The organism is Streptomyces sp. NPDC093085, assembly GCF_040683935.1.
Classification (GTDB): domain Bacteria; phylum Actinomycetota; class Actinomycetes; order Streptomycetales; family Streptomycetaceae; genus Streptomyces.
In genome coordinates, this window is the sequence record NZ_JBFBFB010000007.1 from 228,782 (window position 1) to 250,181 (window position 21,400).

General features: G+C 72.4%; 22 protein-coding genes. 9 read left to right on the forward strand and 13 right to left on the reverse strand.

The window, feature by feature from the left end; translation table 11 throughout:
- Positions 1-86: 86 nt before the first annotated feature.
- The gene (locus tag AB0O07_RS21645) at positions 87-941 is read right to left on the reverse strand and encodes an alpha/beta hydrolase (protein ID WP_365635635.1); all 855 of its coding nucleotides are present in this window, start codon (positions 939-941) and stop codon (positions 87-89) included.
- A 532-nt stretch (positions 942-1,473) separates the two neighbouring features.
- Between AB0O07_RS21645 and AB0O07_RS21650 the strand changes: the two genes are divergently transcribed.
- On the forward strand, positions 1,474-2,310 hold the full coding sequence (locus AB0O07_RS21650) for a hypothetical protein (protein WP_365635637.1): 837 nt from the start codon (positions 1,474-1,476) through the stop codon (positions 2,308-2,310).
- Between the two features lie 92 nt (positions 2,311-2,402).
- A complete protein-coding gene (locus AB0O07_RS21655) occupies positions 2,403-2,942 on the forward strand; it encodes a GNAT family N-acetyltransferase (RefSeq protein WP_365635815.1) in 540 nt (179 codons plus the stop codon).
- A 112-nt stretch (positions 2,943-3,054) separates the two neighbouring features.
- On the opposite strand, the gene tgmC is transcribed toward AB0O07_RS21655, so the two are convergent.
- From tgmC to AB0O07_RS21670, 3 genes are read right to left on the reverse strand one after another with little or no spacing between them, the layout of a single operon-like run.
- A complete protein-coding gene (tgmC, locus tag AB0O07_RS21660) occupies positions 3,055-4,254 on the reverse strand; it encodes an ATP-grasp peptide maturase system methyltransferase (RefSeq protein WP_365635639.1) in 1,200 nt (399 codons plus the stop codon).
- The gene (gene tgmB / locus AB0O07_RS21665) at positions 4,251-5,237 is read right to left on the reverse strand and encodes an ATP-grasp ribosomal peptide maturase (RefSeq protein ID WP_365635641.1); all 987 of its coding nucleotides are present in this window, start codon (positions 5,235-5,237) and stop codon (positions 4,251-4,253) included. The genes tgmC and tgmB overlap by 4 nt, the downstream gene beginning before the upstream one ends.
- A gap of 4 nt (positions 5,238-5,241) precedes the next feature.
- Positions 5,242-5,508, reverse strand: coding sequence for a putative ATP-grasp-modified RiPP (locus tag AB0O07_RS21670; RefSeq protein WP_365635643.1), 267 nt, complete (start codon positions 5,506-5,508; stop codon positions 5,242-5,244).
- 149 nt (positions 5,509-5,657) lie between these two features.
- Between AB0O07_RS21670 and AB0O07_RS21675 the strand changes: the two genes are divergently transcribed.
- Positions 5,658-7,025 (forward strand): Tat pathway signal protein, encoded by a 1,368-nt coding sequence (locus AB0O07_RS21675; RefSeq protein ID WP_365635645.1) that lies wholly within the window; start codon positions 5,658-5,660, stop codon positions 7,023-7,025.
- Between the two features lie 13 nt (positions 7,026-7,038).
- The gene (locus AB0O07_RS21680) at positions 7,039-7,329 is read left to right on the forward strand and encodes a DUF6087 family protein (protein ID WP_365635647.1); all 291 of its coding nucleotides are present in this window, start codon (positions 7,039-7,041) and stop codon (positions 7,327-7,329) included.
- 157 nt (positions 7,330-7,486) lie between these two features.
- On the opposite strand, the gene AB0O07_RS21685 is transcribed toward AB0O07_RS21680, so the two are convergent.
- The 3 genes from AB0O07_RS21685 to AB0O07_RS21695 form a co-directional block, all read right to left on the reverse strand.
- Complete coding sequence (locus AB0O07_RS21685; RefSeq protein ID WP_365635648.1) at positions 7,487-7,897, reverse strand: hypothetical protein; 411 nt, start codon at positions 7,895-7,897, stop codon at positions 7,487-7,489.
- A 23-nt stretch (positions 7,898-7,920) separates the two neighbouring features.
- Complete coding sequence (locus AB0O07_RS21690; protein WP_365635816.1) at positions 7,921-8,724, reverse strand: exodeoxyribonuclease III; 804 nt, start codon at positions 8,722-8,724, stop codon at positions 7,921-7,923.
- A 140-nt stretch (positions 8,725-8,864) separates the two neighbouring features.
- Entirely contained in the window at positions 8,865-10,166 is a 1,302-nt protein-coding gene (locus AB0O07_RS21695; protein ID WP_365635650.1) for a 4-hydroxybenzoate 3-monooxygenase, read from the reverse strand.
- 372 nt (positions 10,167-10,538) lie between these two features.
- Here AB0O07_RS21695 and AB0O07_RS21700 point away from each other — a divergent pair, with 372 nt between their 5' ends.
- Together AB0O07_RS21700 and AB0O07_RS21705 are read left to right on the forward strand one after the other, a co-directional pair.
- Complete coding sequence (locus AB0O07_RS21700; RefSeq protein ID WP_365635818.1) at positions 10,539-12,503, forward strand: family 20 glycosylhydrolase; 1,965 nt, start codon at positions 10,539-10,541, stop codon at positions 12,501-12,503.
- Positions 12,500-14,182, forward strand: a complete 1,683-nt coding sequence (locus AB0O07_RS21705; protein WP_365635652.1) for an alpha-L-fucosidase — start codon at positions 12,500-12,502, stop codon at positions 14,180-14,182. Before AB0O07_RS21700 ends, AB0O07_RS21705 begins: the two co-directional genes overlap by 4 nt.
- Here the strand turns inward: AB0O07_RS21705 and AB0O07_RS21710 are convergent.
- The 5 genes from AB0O07_RS21710 to AB0O07_RS21730 form a co-directional block, all read right to left on the reverse strand.
- Positions 14,164-15,327, reverse strand: a complete 1,164-nt coding sequence (locus AB0O07_RS21710; protein WP_365635654.1) for a DUF3533 domain-containing protein — start codon at positions 15,325-15,327, stop codon at positions 14,164-14,166. The genes AB0O07_RS21705 and AB0O07_RS21710 overlap by 19 nt on opposite strands.
- The gene (locus tag AB0O07_RS21715) at positions 15,324-15,995 is read right to left on the reverse strand and encodes a TetR/AcrR family transcriptional regulator (protein WP_365635656.1); all 672 of its coding nucleotides are present in this window, start codon (positions 15,993-15,995) and stop codon (positions 15,324-15,326) included. Before AB0O07_RS21715 ends, AB0O07_RS21710 begins: the two co-directional genes overlap by 4 nt.
- Before the next feature lie 173 nt (positions 15,996-16,168).
- Complete coding sequence (locus AB0O07_RS21720; protein WP_365635658.1) at positions 16,169-16,576, reverse strand: rodlin; 408 nt, start codon at positions 16,574-16,576, stop codon at positions 16,169-16,171.
- A 45-nt stretch (positions 16,577-16,621) separates the two neighbouring features.
- The gene (locus AB0O07_RS21725; RefSeq protein ID WP_365635660.1) at positions 16,622-17,029 is read right to left on the reverse strand and encodes a rodlin; all 408 of its coding nucleotides are present in this window, start codon (positions 17,027-17,029) and stop codon (positions 16,622-16,624) included.
- Positions 17,030-17,215: 186 nt separating this feature from the next.
- Positions 17,216-17,626 carry a rodlin gene (locus AB0O07_RS21730; RefSeq protein ID WP_365635662.1) on the reverse strand — a complete coding sequence of 137 codons (411 nt, stop codon included), beginning with the start codon at positions 17,624-17,626 and terminating at the stop codon, positions 17,216-17,218.
- A 257-nt stretch (positions 17,627-17,883) separates the two neighbouring features.
- On the opposite strand from AB0O07_RS21730, the gene AB0O07_RS21735 reads away from it, so the two are divergent.
- From AB0O07_RS21735 to AB0O07_RS21745, 3 genes are all read left to right on the forward strand, one after another.
- Positions 17,884-18,294: a rodlin gene (locus tag AB0O07_RS21735; RefSeq protein WP_365635820.1), complete on the forward strand. Its 411-nt coding sequence runs from the start codon at positions 17,884-17,886 to the stop codon at positions 18,292-18,294.
- Positions 18,295-18,590: 296 nt separating this feature from the next.
- The gene (locus tag AB0O07_RS21740) at positions 18,591-18,824 is read left to right on the forward strand and encodes a chaplin (RefSeq protein WP_365635664.1); all 234 of its coding nucleotides are present in this window, start codon (positions 18,591-18,593) and stop codon (positions 18,822-18,824) included.
- A 113-nt stretch (positions 18,825-18,937) separates the two neighbouring features.
- Positions 18,938-19,840 (forward strand): chaplin, encoded by a 903-nt coding sequence (locus tag AB0O07_RS21745; RefSeq protein WP_365635666.1) that lies wholly within the window; start codon positions 18,938-18,940, stop codon positions 19,838-19,840.
- Positions 19,841-19,970: 130 nt separating this feature from the next.
- Here AB0O07_RS21745 and AB0O07_RS21750 read toward each other — a convergent pair whose 3' ends face one another.
- Positions 19,971-21,245 carry an FAD-dependent oxidoreductase gene (locus AB0O07_RS21750; protein WP_365635822.1) on the reverse strand — a complete coding sequence of 425 codons (1,275 nt, stop codon included), beginning with the start codon at positions 21,243-21,245 and terminating at the stop codon, positions 19,971-19,973.
- Positions 21,246-21,400 lie beyond the last annotated feature (155 nt).

The window sequence follows — 21,400 nt, forward strand, 5'->3', positions numbered from 1 at the left end:
CCCCACCCCTCACTCCTCACCCCTCACCCCCTCACCCCCACCCCTTCACTCCCGCCCCTTCACTCCCGCCCCCTCACCCCGCTCTCTCACCCCACCCCCAGATACGAGTCCACCAGCCCCCGAATACCGGCGTTGACGGCCTCAGGAGCCTCCACGGGCGCCATATGCCCGACCCCCGTCAACAAGGTGAGCCCGGCACACTCCGGCAGCAGCCCCGCCAGCGCACGCGCCCGCACGGGCGGGGTGAGCCGGTCGTCGAGGCCGGAAAGTACGGCAGCGGGAACACGCAACTCCCGCACCTCCGCGTCGAGATCAAGCTCCCCCAGCACCCGGGCCCAGGCGACCCGGACCCTCCGAGGACACTCGTGCACGACATCGGCGCAGACGGCGACCCGATCCGGCGCCGCCCCGGCCCCCATGGTCCCGTACCGCAGCAACGCCCTCGACAACGGCGTAACCGGCCCGAGCGGCAGCCGGGACGAGAGAATCCGCCCCGTAACCCAGGTGCGCACGGCCCCCGGGGGCAGCAACGGCACCACCCGGGCATCCGGAACCAGCCGGGAGCTGCCCGTGGCACAGAGCAGCACGGCACCGGCATGCTCCCGGAAGACGGCCCGCCGGGCGGCGGCCATCAGCCCCATACCGCCCATGGAGTGCCCGACCAGCACGGCCCGCTCCCCCGGCCCGAAGGTGAGCCGCAGAACGGCCTCCAGATCATCGGCAAGAGCATCGGTGCCGTACCGCACAGCGGGGATCCCGGAGCGCCCATGCCCACGCTGGTCATAAACGATCACCCGGTGGTCAAGGGCGAGATCAGAGATCTGCGCCCGCCAGAACCGCGACGAACAAGCCCACCCATGGCAGAGAACAACGGCCGGCCGCCCGTCCTCCCCATGAACCTCCACATGAATCCGCGTCCCGTCGGCGGAGAAGGCGACCATCTCCCGCTCCCGATGAGGCCGAAACACAACACACCCCTCCCACTCCACACCACACAGCCACTCCCCCCTTCCCTCCCCCCTCCCCCTCCTACCCGCCAGTAGCCACCACAGAACCCCCGCAGCCCCCCCATGCCCGCCCCACCCGGAAGCCGTAGGCTGACGCCTCCAGCACAAAAAAAGGGGCAGGATGCACGCACAGGAGTCCCGGACAGGCGGGGCCAAGAACGCCCCCCAGAACACCGGCACCCGGGGACAGTCGCAGACACAACAGCAAGAGCCGGCCTCAGCGACACCGGCGGCGGCCCAACTCCTGGCCCTGCAAAGCAAGGCGGGCAACAGAGCAGTAACCAGCGCCATAAAAAGAGCCCGTTCCCCCCTCCGCCCCGCCTCCCCTCTCCCCCTCCCCGCCCCCGTCCAACGAACAATCTGGACGTTCAACGGCTCGACCCGGACACACAACATGGCGGGGAGCCAGGACCCGGGCCAGTGGTCCGACGGATCAGGGGCAACCAGAACGTCAAGGGACCTACAGGTGGACCCCGCCGGCGTCCGGCACGGCGACCAGTACGACGACGTGACCCAGGAGCTGCACAGCAGCGCGAACGTCGCCTTCTCCCGTTACGACAAGATCCCCGACTCGGAGTACCCGCAACGCGAGACCAAGAGCCGCAAGGCCCTGGTGGAAGCGAAACGCAAACTGGCGACGGCACTGACCCTGCTCCAGAACGCGGGCAACACCCCGAGCGGCCCCCTGCTCCAGGCCCTGGGCTCCGGCTTCCCGGTCTTCCGCACGGCCAGCCCCGAGGAGATCGCGAAGTTCATCCCGCACATCATCACGGTCCTGAAGCGCGTCCAGATCGGCCTCAACGCAAACGGCGCGGAAATAGCCCTGGTGAACCGCCCGCCCGCCCCCTCGGTAGCCGGCTGGGTGGACCCCAACCTCACCACCCGCCTCAAGCAGACAGGCATGAAGAGCGAGAACCCTCCGTCCATAGGCACGGGCAGCTCGGGCCCGATCCACCTGACGGAGAAGGGCCAGGAAGCGTGGACCATCATCCACGAGGCCACGCACAAGTACTCCGGCACGCTGGACTTCCAGTACTCCTCGTACGACGCGGAGACGAATGCCGAGAACTTCGAGTCCGACATGGCCTCCATCCGCACCCCAGAAGCCCAGGCAGCAGCGGAAAACACCCTCCTGACCAACCGCCGCCCCCGCGACCCCCGCACCTACACAGGCGACAACGAAACCGAGAACACCAAAAAACAGCAGAACTGGTACGCCATGGGCAAACGAGCCCTGATGAACGCGGACTCCTACGCCCAGTTCGTCCTGGCGGCAACAGGCAGCCAGATCCCCCGCACTTGAGCACCGGCAAAAACCCTCCAAAACCAGAGACCAGGAAGTATCCGCCGCACCACAGGGGCAGAAAGACCAGGAAGGGGCATCCGCCGATCCGAATGGAGCAGAGCGTGAACGCCGCCGAGTTGGACATCCGACGCTTCACACATGACGACCTTCCCGAGATCCGCCAAGCTCTGATCGACGTACACGCCGATGCCTACGCACACGCGATGGACGACGAGTTCAACCAGCGCTTCCCCTGGTTCGTCGACCACTGGGGCGGCCACCCCGACTTCGCCTGCGTGATCGCCTTCGACGGTGACGAGGCGGCGGCCTTCGCATACGGAGCCCCGTCGACCCCCCACCGCGAATGGTGGCGCGACCACCTCGCCCACCCCCCGGCCCGGAGCAGAACGTTCTCCTACTCCGAACTGGCCGTCCGAACAAGGTGGCGAAAGACCGGCACAGCGGAACTGGTCACAAGAACACTCCTGAACGACCGCGCCGAGGACCTGGCAGTCCTCCTGGTCGACACCGACCACCCCCGGGTCCAGGCCCTCTACGAGTCCTGGGGCTTCCAAAAGGTAGGCGAACATCAGCCCTTCCCCGACTCCCCGGTATTCGCGGTAATGCTTGCAGACCTCCCCCTACGCTGACCCCGAACACAAAGACCCACCGCTTCACCCCGGCCACAGGGACCACAGGGGCCACAGGCCGTCACGCTCCCCGCCCGGGGCTCCCGAGCCTTTCCGAGAGGCTGGGTCAGGGTCAGGGCCGGGGCAGCGGCAGGCCGGGCAGGTGTGGGTGGCGCAGGTGCTGCCCGCCGTCGTCGACGTGCAGCGTGAACGTCTCCGGGCCGGGCCGGCCCGCCTCGTCGTACGCGGACAGCACGCGCTCGATCCGCTCCCACAGCTTGACCGGCCCGCCCTCGCGGACCTCCCACCGGCCGCCGGTGGGGGTGAGGGTGGCGGCGGAGCCGGTGACGACGTCGACCAGGTGCACGACGTCGCCGACGGTCGTCATCTGCGCGTCCGGGACGGCGCACTGGGCCAGGAACCTCAGGTGGAACGCTTCCTCGGTCGCGGCCGTGATCCGCTGCGGGCTGTGCCGGGCGGCCCGGCCCGTCCCAGGGAGGCCCGCGGCCCAGTGGGCGGGGTTGCCGAACGCCGGCGCCGCGTGCGTACGGGCGGACATGAACGACACCGTGCCGGGCAGCAGACGGCCCTCGGCGGTGCCGTCCTCGCCGACGGTGAGCAGGACACGGGCGTAGCCGTAGAGCCAGCCCGACAGGGTGAGCAGGATCTTCCCGCCGGTCCGGGTCTGCGCCGGCAGCGCCGGGGGGACGGCACGGAAGGAGCAGGCGGCCACGATCCGGTCGAAGGACGCCTCCGGCCAGTAGCCGTACAGGCCGTCGGCCACCGCCAGGGTGGGGGTGTACCCGCAGCCGTACAGCGCGCCGGCCGCCTGCCGAAGCCGGTGCGGATCGACCTCGATACTCGTGACGTCGGCCGACCCGAGACGTTCGCAGGCCAGCGCGGTGGAGTAGCCGGTGCCGGTGCCGATCTCCAGCACCGTGTGCCCCTCGGCGACATCGGCGTCCGCCCACATCCGCAGCACGAGCGACGGCAGCGTGGACGACGAGGTCGGCGCCCCGCCGTGCCGCACCCGCGGGTTCTTCCAGTCGGGTTCGTCGCCGTCGAACTGCGTGATCAGCGTGGTGTCGGAGTACGCGGCGGCCAGCCACCGGCCGTGGCCGAGCCCGGCGGTGACCGGCTCCCACACCGTCAGGCCCTGCCCGTCCGGCTCGTCGGCGGGCAGGTAGAAGCCAGGCACGAACCGGTGCCGCGGCACCCGCTCGACCGCCGCCCTCCAGCCGCGATCGGCGAGAGCGCCGTCGGCGGCGAGGCCCTTCGCCATCGCCTCGCGCAGCCGGGCGGCGTCGGTCTCCAGGCCGGCGGGCACCGTCATCGCGCCCCGCCTCCTTCCGCGCTCGTACTCAGGATGTCGGCAAAGGCGGTCGTGATATCGCCGGCGTCGGGCAGCCAGCCCCACTGGCCGTTGGGGTTGCACTCGATGAACACCCAGTCTTCCGCCGCTTCGCCGTCGCCGGTCAGGGTGAAGTCGAAGCAGCCGAAGACCAGGCCGAACGCGGCCAGGTAGCGGTGCAGCGCGGCCTCGACGGGCGCCGGTACGGCGATCGGGGCGTGCAGCAGGGCGTCCCAGTCGCCGCGGCGCCAGTCCAGCGCTCCGTCCGGTGCGGCGATCTGCTGGGCGAACACCCGGCGGCCGACCACGGTGACGCGCACGTCGCCGGTCTTGGGGACCTCCCCTTGGAACAGGTGGGCGGTCACCGCGAGGGAGTCGTCGAAGGTGTCCGGATCGACGCGCTGGGCCCAGATCGCGCCGGTGTGCCCGTCCTCGCCCGTGGGCAGGCCGCGGAACGTCTTGTAGATCACGGGTCCGTGGTCGGCGGCGAACTTCCGGGCCTGCTCGACGTCGTTGGTGACCAGCGTCGGCGGGATGGTGAGGCCGAGCTGGGCCGCCTGCTGGAGCTGGGCGGGCTTGAAGTCCGCGGCCGTCACCGCGGACGGGTGGTTGACGTAGAAGGCTCCGTGCAGGTGGTTCAGGACGCCGCCGAGCCCGTGCCGGGCCTCGGCGGCGGCGAAGCCGCGCGCTTGCGCGGGCAGGTGCCCGTACCGGGCGGCGTAGGGGGTGGGGCGGCGGTAGTACACCGCCGCCGCCTCCCCCAGCTCCACCTCCCGGCTGCTGGTGACCAGCCGCCCGCCCCAGGCCGGCGCCCCGGCGCCGATGCGGGCGCCGAAGACCAGTCCGGCGCCGATGCCGGCCGGGTCGAGACGGACCACGGGCACCTCGCGCTCGTTCAGCGCGGCGATCACCCAGTCCGCGGTGACGTCTTCCAGCGCGGTGACGACGAGGACGGTGGAGGCCATCGGATCAGTCCGACTCGTAGTCGGTGGTGTGGTCGTCCTGCGTCTGCGGCTGGGGCTTCTGCCCGTCGCCGCCGCCGGACATCGACGCCGTGCCGGTGGTCTTGCTCGTGCCGTGCTTGCCCATCTCCACCACCTGGCCGGCGGCGTCGGTGTAGCGGGCGGTCTGCGTGGCCGCGTCCAGGGTCACCGCAGCGTACGACGGCGGGCCGACCGGGAGCCGGTCGGTGACCAGCCTCATCGCCCACGGAGCCTGGGGTGCAAGCGTCGCCATGCGTTCGTCCTTCCCCTATGCCTCAAGCCGATAGCCGGACGGCTACCGCAGATACAGAATCCGCCCCCGCCCAGGGCCCTGACCAGTACCGTAGGTACCGCGAACCGTGGCGAATCCGCCACGCTCCGTGACGGGAGGGTGAGGCACCAGTGCCGACCAGATCGAGCAATGCGCACCTGGCGCTGTGGATCGCGGCCACCGGCCTGTCCCACGGCGAGATCGCCCGCCGCATCGCCGCGGAAGCGATCCGCCAGGGTCACCGGCAGGTCGCCCCGGACGCCACCCGCGTCCGCCGCTGGATGGACGGCGAACGCCCCCGCCCGCCGGTCCCGGCCCTGCTCGCCACGGCGATCTCCGACGCGGTCGGCCAGCCCCTTACACCGGGTGATCTCGGACTGACGGCCGCCGGGCCCACACTGGACAGCATCCAACTCCCGCTGCTGACCGAGGCAGCCGCCCAGACCCTGGCCGGATGGACCCAGATGGACCTCTTCCTCGCCCGCCGCGACACCCTCAAGCTCGCCCTGGGCGCCCCGCTCATTCTGGCCGCCGAACGGATGCTGGGCGGCACCGCCCGCCGGCTGAACCACGCGACCAAGGGTTTCGACGCCGACACCACCGCCGCGCTGGAGGAGGTGACCGCCTTCTTCACCAAGGCCGACGCTTCCAAGGGCGGCGGCCTGTACCGCTCTGCGATCGTCGCCCAGCTCGCCGAAGTCGCCCGCCGCATCCAGGACGGCGTCCCCGCTTCGCTGAAGGCCCGGGTGTTCGCGGCGACCGCGGACCTCGCCGCTCTGGCCGGGTGGGTCAGCCACGACAGCGGCCGGTACGCCACCGCCCAGCGGTACTGGTCGTACGGCATCTACGCGGCCTCCGAGGCCGGGCTGGCGGACCGGGGCGTGGAGATCGTCACCCGCATGTCCCACCAGATGATCTACCTCGGGCATCCCCAGGACGCCCTCGGCCTCCTCGGCGTCGCCGCGAAGAAGGCGACCATGCCCGCGACGAAGGCGCTGGTCGCCTCCCAGACCGGGAGGGTCCACGCCGCCCTCGGTGACGAGCAGCGTGCCGAGCGGCACCTCGGCGCCGCCGACGAGCTGGTGGCCGCCGGCCTGGACGCCGTGCCCGCCTGGGCGGACTACTTCGACGCCGCCGAGCACGCCGGCGCCCGCGCGGTCTCCGCCCGCGACCTCGCCGGGTTCCACGGCGAGCGCCGACCCGCCAGCGTCCACTTCACCGACGCCCTGCGGCTGCGCAGGCCCGGCTTCGACCGGGTGAAGGTCATGGACCGGATCGGCCTGGCCGCCGCCCTCCTTGCCGAGGGCGAGCCCGAGCAGGGCGCTGCCGCCGCCCACCAGGCGCTGGACGAGGCCGCCCACGTCGACTCCACGCTCGTGGCCTCCCGGCTCAACACCCTGCTGAACGCCGCCCGCCCGTACCGGACCGGTGCGGTGGACGAGGCCCGCACCCGGGCAGCGGATCTCGCCGCGGCCCGGCCGACCACCGTCGCCGCCTGAGACCATCGGCCCCATGGGCAAGCACTCCCGACCCGGGCCACCGAACCAGCCGTCCCGCGCGACCCCCCGCGCCGACACCGGCGACCCCCTCGCGGCGTACAACAAGCGCCGCCGCCCCCCGCTGGACATCCACCGCCGCCACCGCCCGCTCCACGGCGGTGGCGGACACCTCCGCCCCGAAGAACCCCGAGCCCTGGAGGAATGGAACGGGTTCTCCTACGAGCCCGCAGGCACCGCCGCGAACCTCGCGGACGCGGTCCGATGGGTGAACGAACAGACGTCCGGCCAGGAACCGGGGCCGTAGCACCCCTCCGTCGCCTCGGTCTACCGCGCGCTCGCCGACGCCGAGGAGACAGCCGCACCGGCCGGGCCGGAGATCGTCTCCCCGCGCCGGCCCAGGAACCAAGATCAAGCGCTTAGCGCTAACCGCTGTACTGATGTTCTCCAAGACCGGGGAACGGCTAGCCGAGCGCGCGCCGCAGTACCGCGATCGCGTCCGCCTCCGGGAACATGCGCGGGATCTCGGACGCCGCCCGCTCGATGATCTCGCCCAGCAGGGCCGGCGCCGCGCCGTGCACCACGGCTCTCAGGTACGGAACCAGCTCGGGCAGGGTCAGAGTCGGGGGCAGGGGCAGGGCCGCTGTGAGGGCTGCGCCCTCGCTCTTGTACGGGGCGGGCGGCAGCCCCACCCGGTCGGGGTGTACGCAGACCGGTACGCGGGCGGCGGTGTACCGGTGGCCGTCCTCGGGGTCGAAAGGGCACTCCGGGGAAGGGCGTTCGGCCACGTCGAACTCGCCCAGGGGGAAGCGCCGCGACGGGCAGATCCCGCAGGCCGCGTGGTGCCCGTCGCCGGCGATGAAGGCCTCGCCCATGCCCCCCCTACCCCCCTACCCCCCTACCCCCCGTACACCACCGTCACCGGCGCATGGTCGCTCCAGCGTTCCGCGTGGGTCGTGGCGCGTTCCACCGACGCCTTGAGCGCGCGGGCCGCCAGGCCCGGGGTGGCCATCTGGTAGTCGATGCGCCAGCCCGCGTCGTTGTCGAAGGCACGGCCCCGGTAGGACCACCAGGAGTACGGGCCCTCCTCGTCGGGGTGGAGGGTGCGGACCACGTCCACATAGCCGGGGCCCGTGTCGGAGAGGACCTGGGTGAGCCAGGCGCGCTCCTCGGGGAGGAAGCCGGAGGACTTGCGGTTGGCCTTCCAGTTCTTCAGGTCGGCCTCCTGATGCGCGATGTTCCAGTCGCCGCAGACCACCACCTCACGCCCGTCCGCCGCCGCCCGCTTCCGCAGCTCCGCCAGGTACGGGAGGAACTCGTCCATGAAGCGGATCTTCTCGTCCTGGCGCTCCGTGCCGACCTCGCCCGAGGGGAGGTAGAGGCTGGCGACCGTGAGCCCGGGCAGGTCGATCTCCGCGTACCGTCCGCTCGCCCCGAACTCCGCGCTGCCGAAGCCGATCCGGGTCGCGTCCGGCTCCCGGCGGGAGTAGAGGGAGACCCCGGCCCGGCCCTTCGCGGCGGCGGGGGCGTGCAGGACGTGCCAGCCCTCGGGGGCCCGTACGGCGTCGGGGAGCTGCTGCGGCTCGGCCCGTACCTCCTGGAGGCAGACCACATCGGCCGGGGTGGCCGCCAGCCACTCCACGAAGCCCTTCTTCGCGGCGGCGCGCAGCCCGTTGACATTCACGCTGGTCACGGTCGTCATGGCGGTGATGGCGGTGATGGCAGGGGCGGCGGCAACGGCGTCAGTGGCGTCAGTGGCGGTCAAAACGGTGTCTTTCGTCGCGGGGTGGGGCAGACCCACAGCAGCCTATCGGAGGTCAATCATCCATCACGGGGGCGGCCCTACAGGTCCGCGTCCTCCCCCAGATACAGCCCCGCGAACGACTGCGCCGCCGGCGCCGACCCCAGCAGCCGCCTCAGCCGCGCCGACGCCGTGCCCGCGCGGAAGCGGTCGCCGGAGGAGGCGCCGTGCAGGACCTCGGAGAGCCACTGCGAGAACTCCAGGTACTGCCACACCCGCCGCAGACACGCCGACGAGTACCCGGTGAGCCCGCTGCCGTCGCCCCGGTGGTGCGCCAGCAGCGCGTCCGCCAGCAGCAGGCCGTCGTTGATCGCCAGGTTCATGCCCTTCGCGGCGATCGGCGCGACCAGATGCGCCGCGTCGCCCGCCAGACAGAGGCGTCCGTACGCCATCGGCTCCACGACGTAGTCGTGCATGTCGAGGACGGTACGTTCGATCACCGGGCCCTCCGTCAGCTCCCGCGCCCCGCGCGCGGCCAGCCGGAGCCGCAGCTCCCGCCAGACCCGCTCGTGCGGCCACTGCTCGGCGGTGTCGCCGGGATCGACCTGGAGGTAGTAGCGGGTGACCTGCGGGCCGCGCGCCATATGCGCGCCCAGCCCGCGCTCGTGGATCCCGAAGACGACCCCGTCGGCGGAGGGCGGCGCCTCGGCCAGCAGCGCCAGCCACGCGACCCCGTGCTCATGGCGGGTCACGGAGACCCCGCCCTCGGGAATCGCCGCCCGCGTCACCCCGCTCGCGCCGTCGCACCCCGCCACGAAGTCGCAGGCGATCCGGTGCCGTACGCGGGTGACGGGATCGGTGTACGTGACGGACGGGCGCACCCCGGTCAGGTCGTGCAGCTCCACATCCCGGACCCCGAACCGCACATCCCCGCCGGGCCCGCCGTCGGCCGCGCCGTCCGCGTACGCCGCCACCAGGTCGGTGACCAGCAGCGGCTGCGGATAGAGGTAGTGCCGGGCCCCGGTCAGCGCCGTGGTCCGTACGGCATGCCGGCCGCCCTCGAAGCGGAACTCGAACTCGCCCTGCGTGGAGGCCCGTTCGAGGAGCCGGTCGGCCAACCCGTGCCGCGCCAGCGCCAGTACCGCCCACTCCTCCAGGAAACCCGCACGCGGGCGCCGCTCGATGAACTCCCTGCTCTCCGCCTCCAGTACGACACAGGGGACGGACTCCGTACGGAGCCGGTTCGCCACCGTCAGACCGGCCGGGCCCGCGCCCACGATCACGACGGAGGTGGATGTGGATGTGGAGGTGGAGGTGGAGATGGAGGTGGAGGTGGAGGTGGAGGAAGACGCAGAGGTGGGGGAAGGGGGCGGGAGCGGCGGCTGGGGCTCGGGCGCTGGCATGAGCGGGGGCTTCCCTTCGCTCGGGGCCGGTACGAGGATCCGGTACGGAGGAAACGGGGCGTCCGGTACGGCGGAACCGTACGGAGGAACCGGTACGCAGTATCGCCCGCACGCCCCGCCCCGCGCGGGAACCCGGGCACATCCCGCATACGCGGCGGGCGCATCTTCCGGCACCGAGGGGTATAGATCGGAGGACCTGATTCCTCCGGAGGTGCCGTCACCGTGCTCCGATCTATCAGAGCAACATCCGTCACGTATCCCCCTGCAGAGGTCCGAGGAATATCTCGGCTCACCGCGCTCACCACGCGCCCAGCACGCCCAGCGCGCCCCGCACTCACCGCGCTCACCGCAGCCCTGGTCACCGCCCTGCTCCTGCTCACCGGGGCCACCCCCGCCGCCGCCGAGCCGGACAGCCGGGCCGCCGCCGCCACCCCGGCCACCGTGCCCGCCCTCGCCAACTGGACCGCCGGCAGCGGGGAGTTCGTCTTCTCCCCCGCCACCCGCATCCTCGTCGCCCCCGACGACCCCGCCGCCCGCCGTACCGCCGACACCCTCGCCGACGACCTGCGCGCCGCCGGCCGGCCGGGCGTTCCCGTCGTCGCCGTACGAGGGGCCGGGCGAGCCGGCGACATCCTGATCGCGACCGCGCCGGAACGGGCCGCACCGGAACGAGCCGCGCCGGAGCAGGCCGCACCGGAGCGGGCCAAGCCCGAACGGGCCGGGGCGCTCGGCGAGGAGGGGTACGAGCTCCAGGTCGACGACCGGGTCCGGATCACCGGGGCCAGCGCCGCCGGCGCCTTCTACGGGACCCGCACCCTGCTGCAACTCCTCGCCGACCCGCGATCAGGACCCGACCGCGTCCCCGCCGGCCGCACCGTCGACACCCCCGCCTACCCCGAACGCGGCGTCGGCGTCTGCGCCTGCTACATCCACATCACCCCAGAGTGGCTGGAGAACCTGGTCCGGGACATGTCCTACCTGAAGCTCAACCAGCTCCTGCTGGAGCTGAAGGTCAAGAGCGACCGGCACCCCGAGGCCAACACCTGGGGCTACTACACCAAGGACGAGATACGCCGGCTCGTCGCCCTCGGCGAGCGCTACCACATCACCATCATCCCGGAGATCAACTCCCCCGGCCATATGGACCCGTGGATCGAGGCCCGCCCCGACCTCCAGCTCACCGACTCCGACGGCGCCGCCCAGCCCTCGCGCCTCGACGTCACCACCCCCGAGGCGTTCGCGTACTACACGAGCCGCATGGACGAGTACGCCGAGGTCTTCACCGCGCCCGAGTGGCACATGGGCGCCGACGAGTACATGCTCGGCTCCGACTTCGCGAAGTACCCGCACATCCTCCAGTACGCGCGGGAGCGGTACGGCCCGGCCGCCACCCCGCAGGACGCCTTCATCGACTTCGTCAACCGCGTCGAGGCGTACGCCGCCGCCCACGGCAAGCGGCTCCGCATCTGGAACGACGGGCTGACCGGCGACCACACCGTCCCCGTGACCCCCGGCACCACCATCGAGCACTGGCTGAACGTACGGACCAAGCCGAGCGAACTCCTCGCCCAGGGCTACCCGTTGATGAACGCCTCGTACGCCCTCTACCTCATCCGCGGCGGTTTCCACATGAACACCGCCTCGCTCTACGACCAGTCCTGGGACCCGCGCAGCTTCGAGGGCGAGAAGGTCGCCTCGGCCGCCGGGATCACCGGCGCCAAGATCAGCCTCTGGCCGGACAACGGGCGTGGCGAGACCGAGAACGAGGTCGCCGCCGGGATGTTCCTGCCGCTGCGGTACATCGCCCAGACCACCTGGGGCGTCCCCCGCCCCGACCCGGACTACGCCGCCTTCACCGCGCGCGCCGAGGCCCTGGGCCACGCCCCCGGATACACCGACCTCACCCGGCCACCGCTCCCCGACGGTACGTATACGGTGCGCGACGCGGGCGGCTCCGGCCAACTCCCCGCCCTCGTGCGGAAGATAGCCCGCACCGGCGACGGGTACGTCACCCTCGCCGACCCGGCCACCGGGCGGTGCGCGGAGACCCGGAGCGGAAAGCTCACCCTCAACACCCCGCTGGAGCCCGGCAGTCGGGTCACCCAGGAAGTCTGCTCGGCCACGAACACCCTTCAGCGCTGGCAACTCACGCCGGTCCAGGGCGGGTTCCAGCTCACCAACGCCATCACCCGGATGTCGGTCGTCGCCACCGCCGACGGCGGCTGGGTCCAGTACCCGCCCGACCAGCGCCCGCCCACCGTCTGGACCCTCACCCCGGCCGACTCTTCGCAGAAGCAGCAACAGGAGCAGCAACAGCAGAAGGGGAATCACTCATGACCTTGGGAAGACGCCCGTTCGTCACGGGCCTCGGCGCACTCGGCGCCGTCTCCCTCCTGCCGGCCGCCGCGCACGCCGCCCCGGCGCCCGTCCCGCCCCAGGCCGCTCCCCTCCGTACCGCCAAAGCCGCCGGCACCGCGGCCACCCGCGCGGATGGCTCCCGTATCGCCGTCGAACCCACCGACACCCCGGACCAGTTGGTCGCCAAGGCGGCCCAACTCCGGCCCACCGAGCGGCAGATCGCCTGGCAGCGGCTGGAGCGCACCGCATTCCTGCACTTCGGGGTGAACACCTTCACCGGCCTCGAATGGGGCACCGGCGACGAGGACCCCGATGTCTTCCAGCCCGTGGGCCTCGACACCGACCAGTGGGCGCGCGCCCTCCGCGACGGCGGCTTCTCGCTCGCCATCCTCACCGTCAAACACCACGACGGGTTCGTGCTCCACCCCACCCGCTACACCCGGCACTCCGTCGCCGCCAGCACCTGGGAGGCGGGGCGCGGCGACGTACTGCGCTCCTTCGCCGACTCCATGCGCGCCCACGGCATCAAGGTCGGCGTCTACATCTCCCCCGCCGACGAGAACCAGTACCTGCACGGCGTCTACGCCAACGGCAGCGCCCGCACCCCGCGCACCGTCCCCACCCTGGTCGAGGGCGACGACCGCGCGGGCCGGGACGACCTGCCGGCTTTCCAACTCCCCGCGACCGACTACGGCGCCCATATGCTCAACCACCTCTACGAGGTGCTCACCGAGTACGGGCCGGTCGACGAGGTCTGGTTCGACGGCGCCCAAGGGCGTATCCCGCCCGAGCATGTCGAGGTCTACGACTGGGACAGCTGGTACGAGCTGATCCGCACCCTCGCGCCACAGGCCGCCATCGCCGTCTCCGGGCCCGATGTCCGCTGGGTCGGCAACGAGGACGGCTCGGCCCGCGAGAACGAGTGGTCCACCGTCCCCGTCAAGGCCGTCGCCAACGGCCGTACCGACTTCGCGCTCTCGTACGACACCCCCGACCAGGGGGGCCGCGACGCCCTGGTCCGGGCGCTCCCCGCCACCGACTACCTCCAGTGGTGGCCCGCCGAGTGCGATGTGTCCATCCGGCCCGGCTGGTTCTTCCACGAGAACGAACGCCCCAAGACGGCCCAGCAGCTCACCGACCTCTACTTCCGGTCGGTCGGCCGCAACGCCGTGCTCCTGCTCAATGTCCCGCCCGACCGCCAGGGCAGGTTCGCCGCCGCCGATGTCGCGGCCCTGGCCGCCTTCGCCGAGCGGGTACGGCGCGAACTCCCCGCCGATCTGGCCCGGGGGGCCCGCGCCCGGGGCGACGGCACCGGCCCGGGGCTGGCGGTCGACGGCGACCCCGACACCTCCTGGGCCGCCCCAGCCCCCTCCGCCGGGACGCTCACCCTCGACCTGGGCGCCGCCACCGCCGTGGACCGGATCCGGCTGGCCGAGGAGATCCGCCACGGCCAGCAGGTCGAAGGCGCCGTCGTCGAGGCCGAGCAGGCGGGCGCCCCGGGCGGCTGGACGGAGGTGGCCCGCACCGGCACGGTCGGCGCGAGCCGCATCCTGCTCCTGCCGGCCCCGGTCACCGCCCGGCGCTGGCGGCTCCGGATCCTCGCCTCCCGCGAGCCCGCCCGGATCGCCGAGTTCGGCCTCTACCGCTCGGCCGTCTGACCGCCGCTCACCGGAGCCTCCGGAGCCACCGGGGCTTCGGGAGCCACCGGGGCTTCCGGAGTCTCCGGAGCCCGGGACCCCCTCGCCTTCGCGCGCTGATGGCGCGCGGAGGCGAGCACCGCCACCGCGGTACCGGCCAGCGCGTAACCCGCCAGCACCCACAGCGGCCCGGTCAGCGCGTTACCGGCGAAGTAGACGGTGTTGCGCAGCGCGGTGGTGGCCGCCCCGGTGGGGATGTACTCCCCGATGGCCCGCCAGAACGGCGGCAGCAGCGCCGGCGGGAAGGCGCCGCCCGCGCTCGGGTTGCCGAGGACGACGAAGACCAGGATCGTCACCCCGATCCCGAGGACGCCCAGCAGCACCTGGAGAGCGACGGTGGTCGCGGCGGCGGCGAAGACGGTCAGCGCGCCGATCGCCCACATCTGGACGAAGTGCCCGCTCAGCGCCCCGAGCACGGGCCCCGCGATCAGCGCCCCGCCGAGCCCGGAGACCACCGCGTACACGGCGAGGGCGCCGAGCCGGATGACCGTACGGTGCAGATTGGCGGGGCGGGCCCCGGCCGCGATGCCGAGGATGGCGGCGGCGAGATAGCCGCCCACGATCCACCCGATGGCCAGGTAGAACGAGGAGAGCCCGCGCCCGTCGCCCGACCCGGGCGGCCGGATGTCCTCGGTGACGGCCGTCCGCTGCTGCGCCGCCTCCACCTTCCCGACGATCTCGGTGACGGCGGTCGACACGGCGGGCCCGCCCGCCGACGCCACCAGCAGCCGGTCCTGGGTGCCGCGCGGGTCGACGAGGAGAACGGCGTCCACGCTCCGGTCGAGCAGCAGCGCCCGCCCGGCGGCCTCGTCCCTGGCGGTACGGGCGTCGAGGGGCTCCCCGTCCAGCGCGTTGAGCCGGTCGGCGGTCTGCACGGAGACCTGGCCCGGCGCGACGACGGCGAGCGGGATCCGGTGCGGACTGGGCGCGTGGAAGGCCCCGATGTACGACAGGATGAACGCGAGCTGGAGGACGAGACCGCCCACGACCAGCAGCACCCCCCGCGGGGTGAGCGCGTCCCGCAGCTCGGCGGAGAACCCGCGCGGCGCGCCGTCCGGCGGAGTGTCGGTGGCTGTTTCCGGATCGGTGTCGGTGTCGGCGCTCATCGCTCTGTGGTTCCTTCTGCGTGGTTCGGATGGTTCGGATGGTTCGGGTGGGGGGTGTCCGCCGTGGTCAGGGCGCGGACGAGGTACGGGGCGAGCCGCCGGGAGAGCCCTTCGGCGCCCGGGAGCCCCTGCGGGCCCTGGACGGGGCGGAGCGCGCTGAGGCCCTTGAAGAGGGCGATCAGCAGCCGGGCCCCGTCGGCGGCGTCGACGGCCGGCCGCAGCTCGGTCCTGGCCAGGGTCTCGGTGATCACCCCGGCCACCGCCTGGACCAGGCGCTCCTCATGGGCGCCGAGCAGTTCGGCCACGGCGGGGGTACGGGCGGCGTGCAGGGTGAACTCCATGGAGACCAGGAACCACCGCCGCTCCTGTTCCGCCCGCTCCGCCGTGTACGCGAGGAGCCGGTCGACCAGGTCCTCGCCGGGGTCGAGCCGGGCGGCCTCGGCCCGCAGATCGGCGAGGAGCCGGTCGGCGTGGGCGTCGTACAACGCGAGGAACAGCTCTTCCTTGTCGCGGTAGTTGGAGTAGAAGGCGCCCCGGGTGAGCCCGGCGCGCTCCACGATGTCGCTGATCGAGGTGGCGTGGAAGCCGTTCTCGGTGAAGAGGGCGAGCGCGCTGTCGGTCAGCGAGGCGACCGTACGCGGGCGGCGCTTGGTCGGTGACTTCGGCATGGCGGGCCTCTTCTCACACGGGCGGGTCACCCGGACGGGCGATCGGATACATCATGTATCCGATACGTCATGTATGCAAAACCGGCCGGCTGCAAAACGGGCCCGCACACGCCGGAGGCCCGGCCTCACGGTCTGCGGAACCGTGAGGCCGGGCCTCTGTGGGGGGGGTGGGGTCAGTGGTTGCCGACACCGTTCCCGGAGAGCACCGGGATGTCGTCCAGGAGGTGCGACAGCGGCTCGTCACCCTTGGCCTGCGTCGAGTTCTCGACACACTGCTGGTTCTGCGGGGAGGACAGCACGTTGACGTCCTGGACCGCGACGGCCACCGCGCCGACGAGCGAGCCGAGGTTCGCCTTGACGGGCAGGCCGACACAGGGCTTGTTCAGCGAGCCCTGGACCAGACCGGCCTGGGGGCTCATGTGGCCCTTGGTCACGGCGTTGCCGAACGCGCTGTCCGCGCCGTTGCCGCTGAAGGAGGTCGTGCCACCGTCGTTGGCGATGGCGAGGGCCGGGGAGGCCGCCGCGGCCGTCGCACCGACGAGGGAGGCGGCTACGGCAGCGGTCGCCCACAGCTTCTTCATGGTGAATACCCTTTCCGGAAAGTCGAGTTCTTGGCGGTTGCCGTCTTAGCGGTTGCCGACGCCGTTGCCGGACAGGACCGGGATGTTGTCCAGGATGTGCGACAGCGGCTCGTCGCCCTTGGCCTGCGTCGAGTTCTCGACACACTGCTGGTTCTGCGGGGAGGACAGCACGTTGATGTCCTGGACCGCGACATCCACCAGGCCCACGAGCGAGCCGAGGTTCGCCTTGAGCGGCAGGCCGACACAGGGCTTGTTCAGCGAGCCCTGGACCAGGCCGAGCTGGGGGCTCATGTCGCCCTTGGTCACCGAGTTGCCGAAGGCCTGGTCGGCACCGTTCCCGCTGAACGACGTCGTACCGCCGTCATTGGCGATGGCCAGCGCCGGGGAGGCCATCGCGGCCGTCCCGCCGACGAGGGACGCGGCCACAGCGGCGGTAGCCCACAGCTTCTTCATGTAATTACCTTTCCGGAAAGTCGGATCCCACCGGCGGAATCCATGAGGTTCAACTGCTTACGGGTGGATTAGTTTCTACGGTTCCCCCTAATGGAGTACCGCACCGGCGAAGAAAAAGGCCGGGCCGCCGCGGAGAAACAGCGGCGGCCCGGCCCGTTCGGCCGATTTACCGGCGATGCCGAATGCTCAGCGGTTTCCGGCACCGTTCCCGGACAGGATCGGAATGTTGTCCAGGATGTGCGACAGCGGCTCGTCGCCCTTGGCCTGCGTCGAGTTCTCGACACACTGCTGGTTCTGCGGGGAGGACAGGATGTTGAGGTCCTGGACCGAGATCGGCACCAGGCCGACGAGCGAGCCGAGGTTCGCCTTGGCCGGCAGGGCGATGCAGGGCTTGTTCAGGGAGCCCTGGATGAGCGCCATCTGCGGGCTCATGTTGCCGTAGGTCGCGGAGTTGCCGTACCACTGCTCCGCGCCGTTGCCGCTGAACGACGTCGTCCCGCCGTCATTGGCGACGGCGAGCGCCGGGGCCGCCGCGGCGGCGGAGGCGCCGACGACAGAGGCGGCGACCGCCGCACCGGCCATAACCTTCTTGATCACGATGAGTCCCCTTCTGAAGGATGCCCCAAAGTCCGCGGGGCCCCCTGTGCAACTCCCCGCCACCGGTTTGGTTCCGGCCCATCACTCCAATGGCCTATTACCGGTAATCCGCCGTGCGGCCGCGTTAGCCGATCGGGTGAAGCAGGGAAGGCGAGGAGAACCAAAGCGCCGCCACCCGGTTGTTCAGGTCGCTCCACCGCACTCCACATGCGTTTGCTCCACGTGCAGTTCTTTTCAGGAAGAGGAAACAGACCGTGATCAAGAAGCTTATGGCCGGGGCCGCTGTCGCCGCCTCCGTCGTGGGAGTCTCGGCCGCCGCCGCGGCCCCGGCGCTCGCCATCGCCGACGAGGGCGGCACCACGTCGTTCAGCGGCAACGGCGCCACCGAGGCCTTCGGCAACGCCGTGACCAAGGGCAACCAGAGCCCCCAGCTCGAACTGATCCAGGGTTCGCTGAACAAGCTCTGCGTCGGCGCCCCGATCAAGGCGAACCTCGGCTCGCTCGTCGGCGTGCTCGTGCCCGTCGCCGTCCAGGACGTCAACGTGCTCTCCTCCCCGCAGAACCAGCAGTGCGCGGAGAACTCCACGCAGGCCAAGGGCGACGAGCCGCTGTCGCACATCCTCGACGGCATCCCGGTGCTCTCGGGCAACGGCGTCGGCAACGGCTGACCCGGCACACACGCCCGGCGCAGAGCGGACGGGCCGTACGGGGCAACGGCGCCCCGGACGGCCCGTCCGGCCGTTCGCGGGCGCGTCCGGAAGGCATTCGGAAAGCACCCGGGACGCATCCGGAGGACATCCGGAAAGCATTCGAGTGAACCCCTGAACACCGCAAATCCGGACAGTTTCCTCCCCTTTCGCCCTCTCGTTGGAGTTCCAGCAGCGGAACGGGGGCCGGCGACCGCCGGTCCGCGTCCGTACGACCGTCGTACGGACGTCTCCACCGCTGCGGAAAGGGCTCAACCATGAAGTTCACGAAGGCGGCCGCTGCCGTCGCCGGTCTGGTCCTCGCCCTGGGCGCGGCCTCGCCGGCCCTGGCCGACGCGGGCGCCGAGGGTATCGCCGTCGGTTCCCCGGGGGTCCTCTCGGGCAACGTCGTCCAGGTGCCCGTCCACCTTCCGGTCAACATCTGCGGCAACAGCGTCGACATCATCGCGCTGCTGAACCCCACCGCAGGCAACGTCTGTGTCAACGGCTGACGCCCTGACTCCATGACGTCACGGGGCGTCCACCGGGCCGGTCCCGGTGGGCGCCCCGCCCACCCGCGACAACCGCCGGCGGAGTGCCCGTCGGCAGAGGAGAAACGAACAGCGTGCGAGACCTCATCAGCAAAGGACTGCTCACCGCCGCCGCGGCGTCGGGTGTGCTGTCCATGTCCGGCGGTTACGCCCAGGCGGCCGACGCGAGCGGCGCGGCCGTCGGCTCGCCGGGGGTGGGCTCCGGCAACCTCGTCCAGGCGCCGCTGGACATCCCGGTCAACGTCTGCGGCAACAGCGTCGACGTCATCGGGCTGCTGAACCCCGCCTTCGGGAACGTCTGCGCCAATACGTCCCACAAGCCCCACACGCCGCACCCCCCGCACCACCAGACCCGCCCCGAGCACCCGGCGCCCCACCCGGGCGCCCCCGCCCCCGGCCAGACACCCGGGACCGTACCGGCGCAGACACCCCCGCAGGGGTACGAGGGGTACGGCACACCCCCGCACCAGGCCGTCACCGGCGCCGGCAGCGAGGCGAGCAGCATCGCCCAGTCCTCCCCCGGTGTCCTCGGCGGCAACAGTGTCGAGGCGCCCGCCGATGTCCCGGTCAACGTCTGCGGCAACACCGTGGACCCGGTCGGTCTCCTCAACCCGGCCTTCGGCGCCCACTGCGCCAACGGCACCCCGCCCGCGCCCCCGGAGCGCCCCGCCGCCCCGGAGCGCCCCGCCGCCCCGGAACTCCCCGACGCGCCCGACGCGGAGCCCGAGGAGGTGGCGCCGCCGGAGGACCGCTCGGTCCCGCCGGCCGCGCCCCCGCGCCACGTCCCGCACACGGAGCAGTCGGCCGAGCCCATCGCGGCGGCCGCCGCCCGTCCCGCCGAGCGCCCCGCCGATCCCCCGCACCTCGCGGCCACCGGTGCCGGCGCGCACCTGCTCTCCCTCGCCGGGACCAGCGCCGGGCTGATCCTCGGCGGCGCCCTGCTCTACCGCCGCGCCCGCACCGTCTCCCGGGGCTGAGCCCCGCCGCGGCTCCCGCGCTCCCGGAACGGCCAGGAGGCCGGTCCCGTACCTGACGGGACCGGCCTCCTGTTTCCGCCACTGCCGGAGGCTCCGGGTGTCCGGAGCCTCCGGTGTCCGGTGCCTCCGGTCACGCTCCGGAGAGCTGCCCCTCGCGCTCCTCGCGCCGCTGCCGCTGCCGCACCTTCGCCAGCGGTCCGCCCCGGGCACCGACCCGCCGCCGTACCCCCGCCACCAGCCGCTCCGCCGTGTACGAGGCCCCGTACACGAAGCGCATCGCCGGGCCGAAGGACGGGGCGCTCAGCAGGCCCGCCACGAAGAGTCCGGGGTACGAGGACTCGAAGGCGGCGCTCGCCTCGGGCGCCCCGCCCCGGCCCACCGTCCGGAGCGTGTCCCCCAGCCCGCCGGTGAGCAGGCCGAGCCGGTCGAGCCCGGGGGTGAAGCCGGTGGCGGCGATGACATGGCCGGTCTCCACCGTCTCGGTCGCGCCGGCCGTGGTGCCGAGCTCCAGCCGGACCCGCTCGCCCGCCGGGGCCGCCGTGACCACGGACTCGCCGAGCCGTACCTCGATCCGGGCCGCCGACTCGAAGCGCTCCCGCAGCCACCAGGCGCCCGCCGGGCCGAGCGCCGAGGTGAAGATCCTCGCCCGGGTCGCCTCGGGGAAGCGGCGGAAGACGCCCGGGGTCTCCGCGTACAGCCAGTTCTTCCAGCCGCAGCCGAGCCCGGTGTGCGGGGCGCGGACGCCGGCCAGGGCGGGGCGGGCCAGGGGCGGCGGCAGGGTGTTCCAGTTCAGCCGCCGGGCCCGCGCCACCAGCCGTACGTTCGTGCCCTGTTCGGCGAGGAGCGCGGCGGTCTCCAGCGCCGCCTGGCCCGCGCCGATCACCGTCACGTCGCCGCCCGCGAACCGTTCGAGTCCGGCGTGGTGGCTGCTGTGCGTCACCTGGTCGCGGCCGAGGCCGAGGAGCGGCGCGGGAATATCGATGAACGGCATGACGCCCACGGCGAGCGCCACCGTACGGGCGCGCACCCGCTCCCCGTCCTCGGCGGTCAGCAGGAACCCGCCGGGACAGGCGGCCACGGAGGTGATGGTCCGTTCGTCGACCGGCGGCGCCGCGCGCTCCGCGAACCACAGGCCGTACGAGGCGAAGAGCCCGACCGGCAGCGGGACGCCGTGGCGCGCCTCGGTGCCGAGGGTGGCGGCGTACGCGGCGAGGCCGAAGGCGCCCCGCGGGTCGGAGAGGTCGGACGCCCAGGGTTCGGACTTCAGGAACATGCCGGGCGGCATGTGGTCCCGCCAGGAGGCCATCGGCCGGCCGAAGACCCGCAGGTCGAGCCCGGCCGCGGCGGCGTGCGCGGCGATGGAGAGTCCATAGGGGCCTGCGCCCACAACTACCAGGTCGTGCATGGTGTGTTCCGCTCTCTGCGTGGGTGGCTCTGAGGAGGGTGAGGGGGGTGAGAGGGGTGAGGGGGATGTGGGGGGTGAGAGGGGTGCGGGGGTGCGGGCGCCGGGGAGGGTGCGGCGGAGCCTGCGGCCGGTGCGGCGGAGCAGGCTGCCCGTCC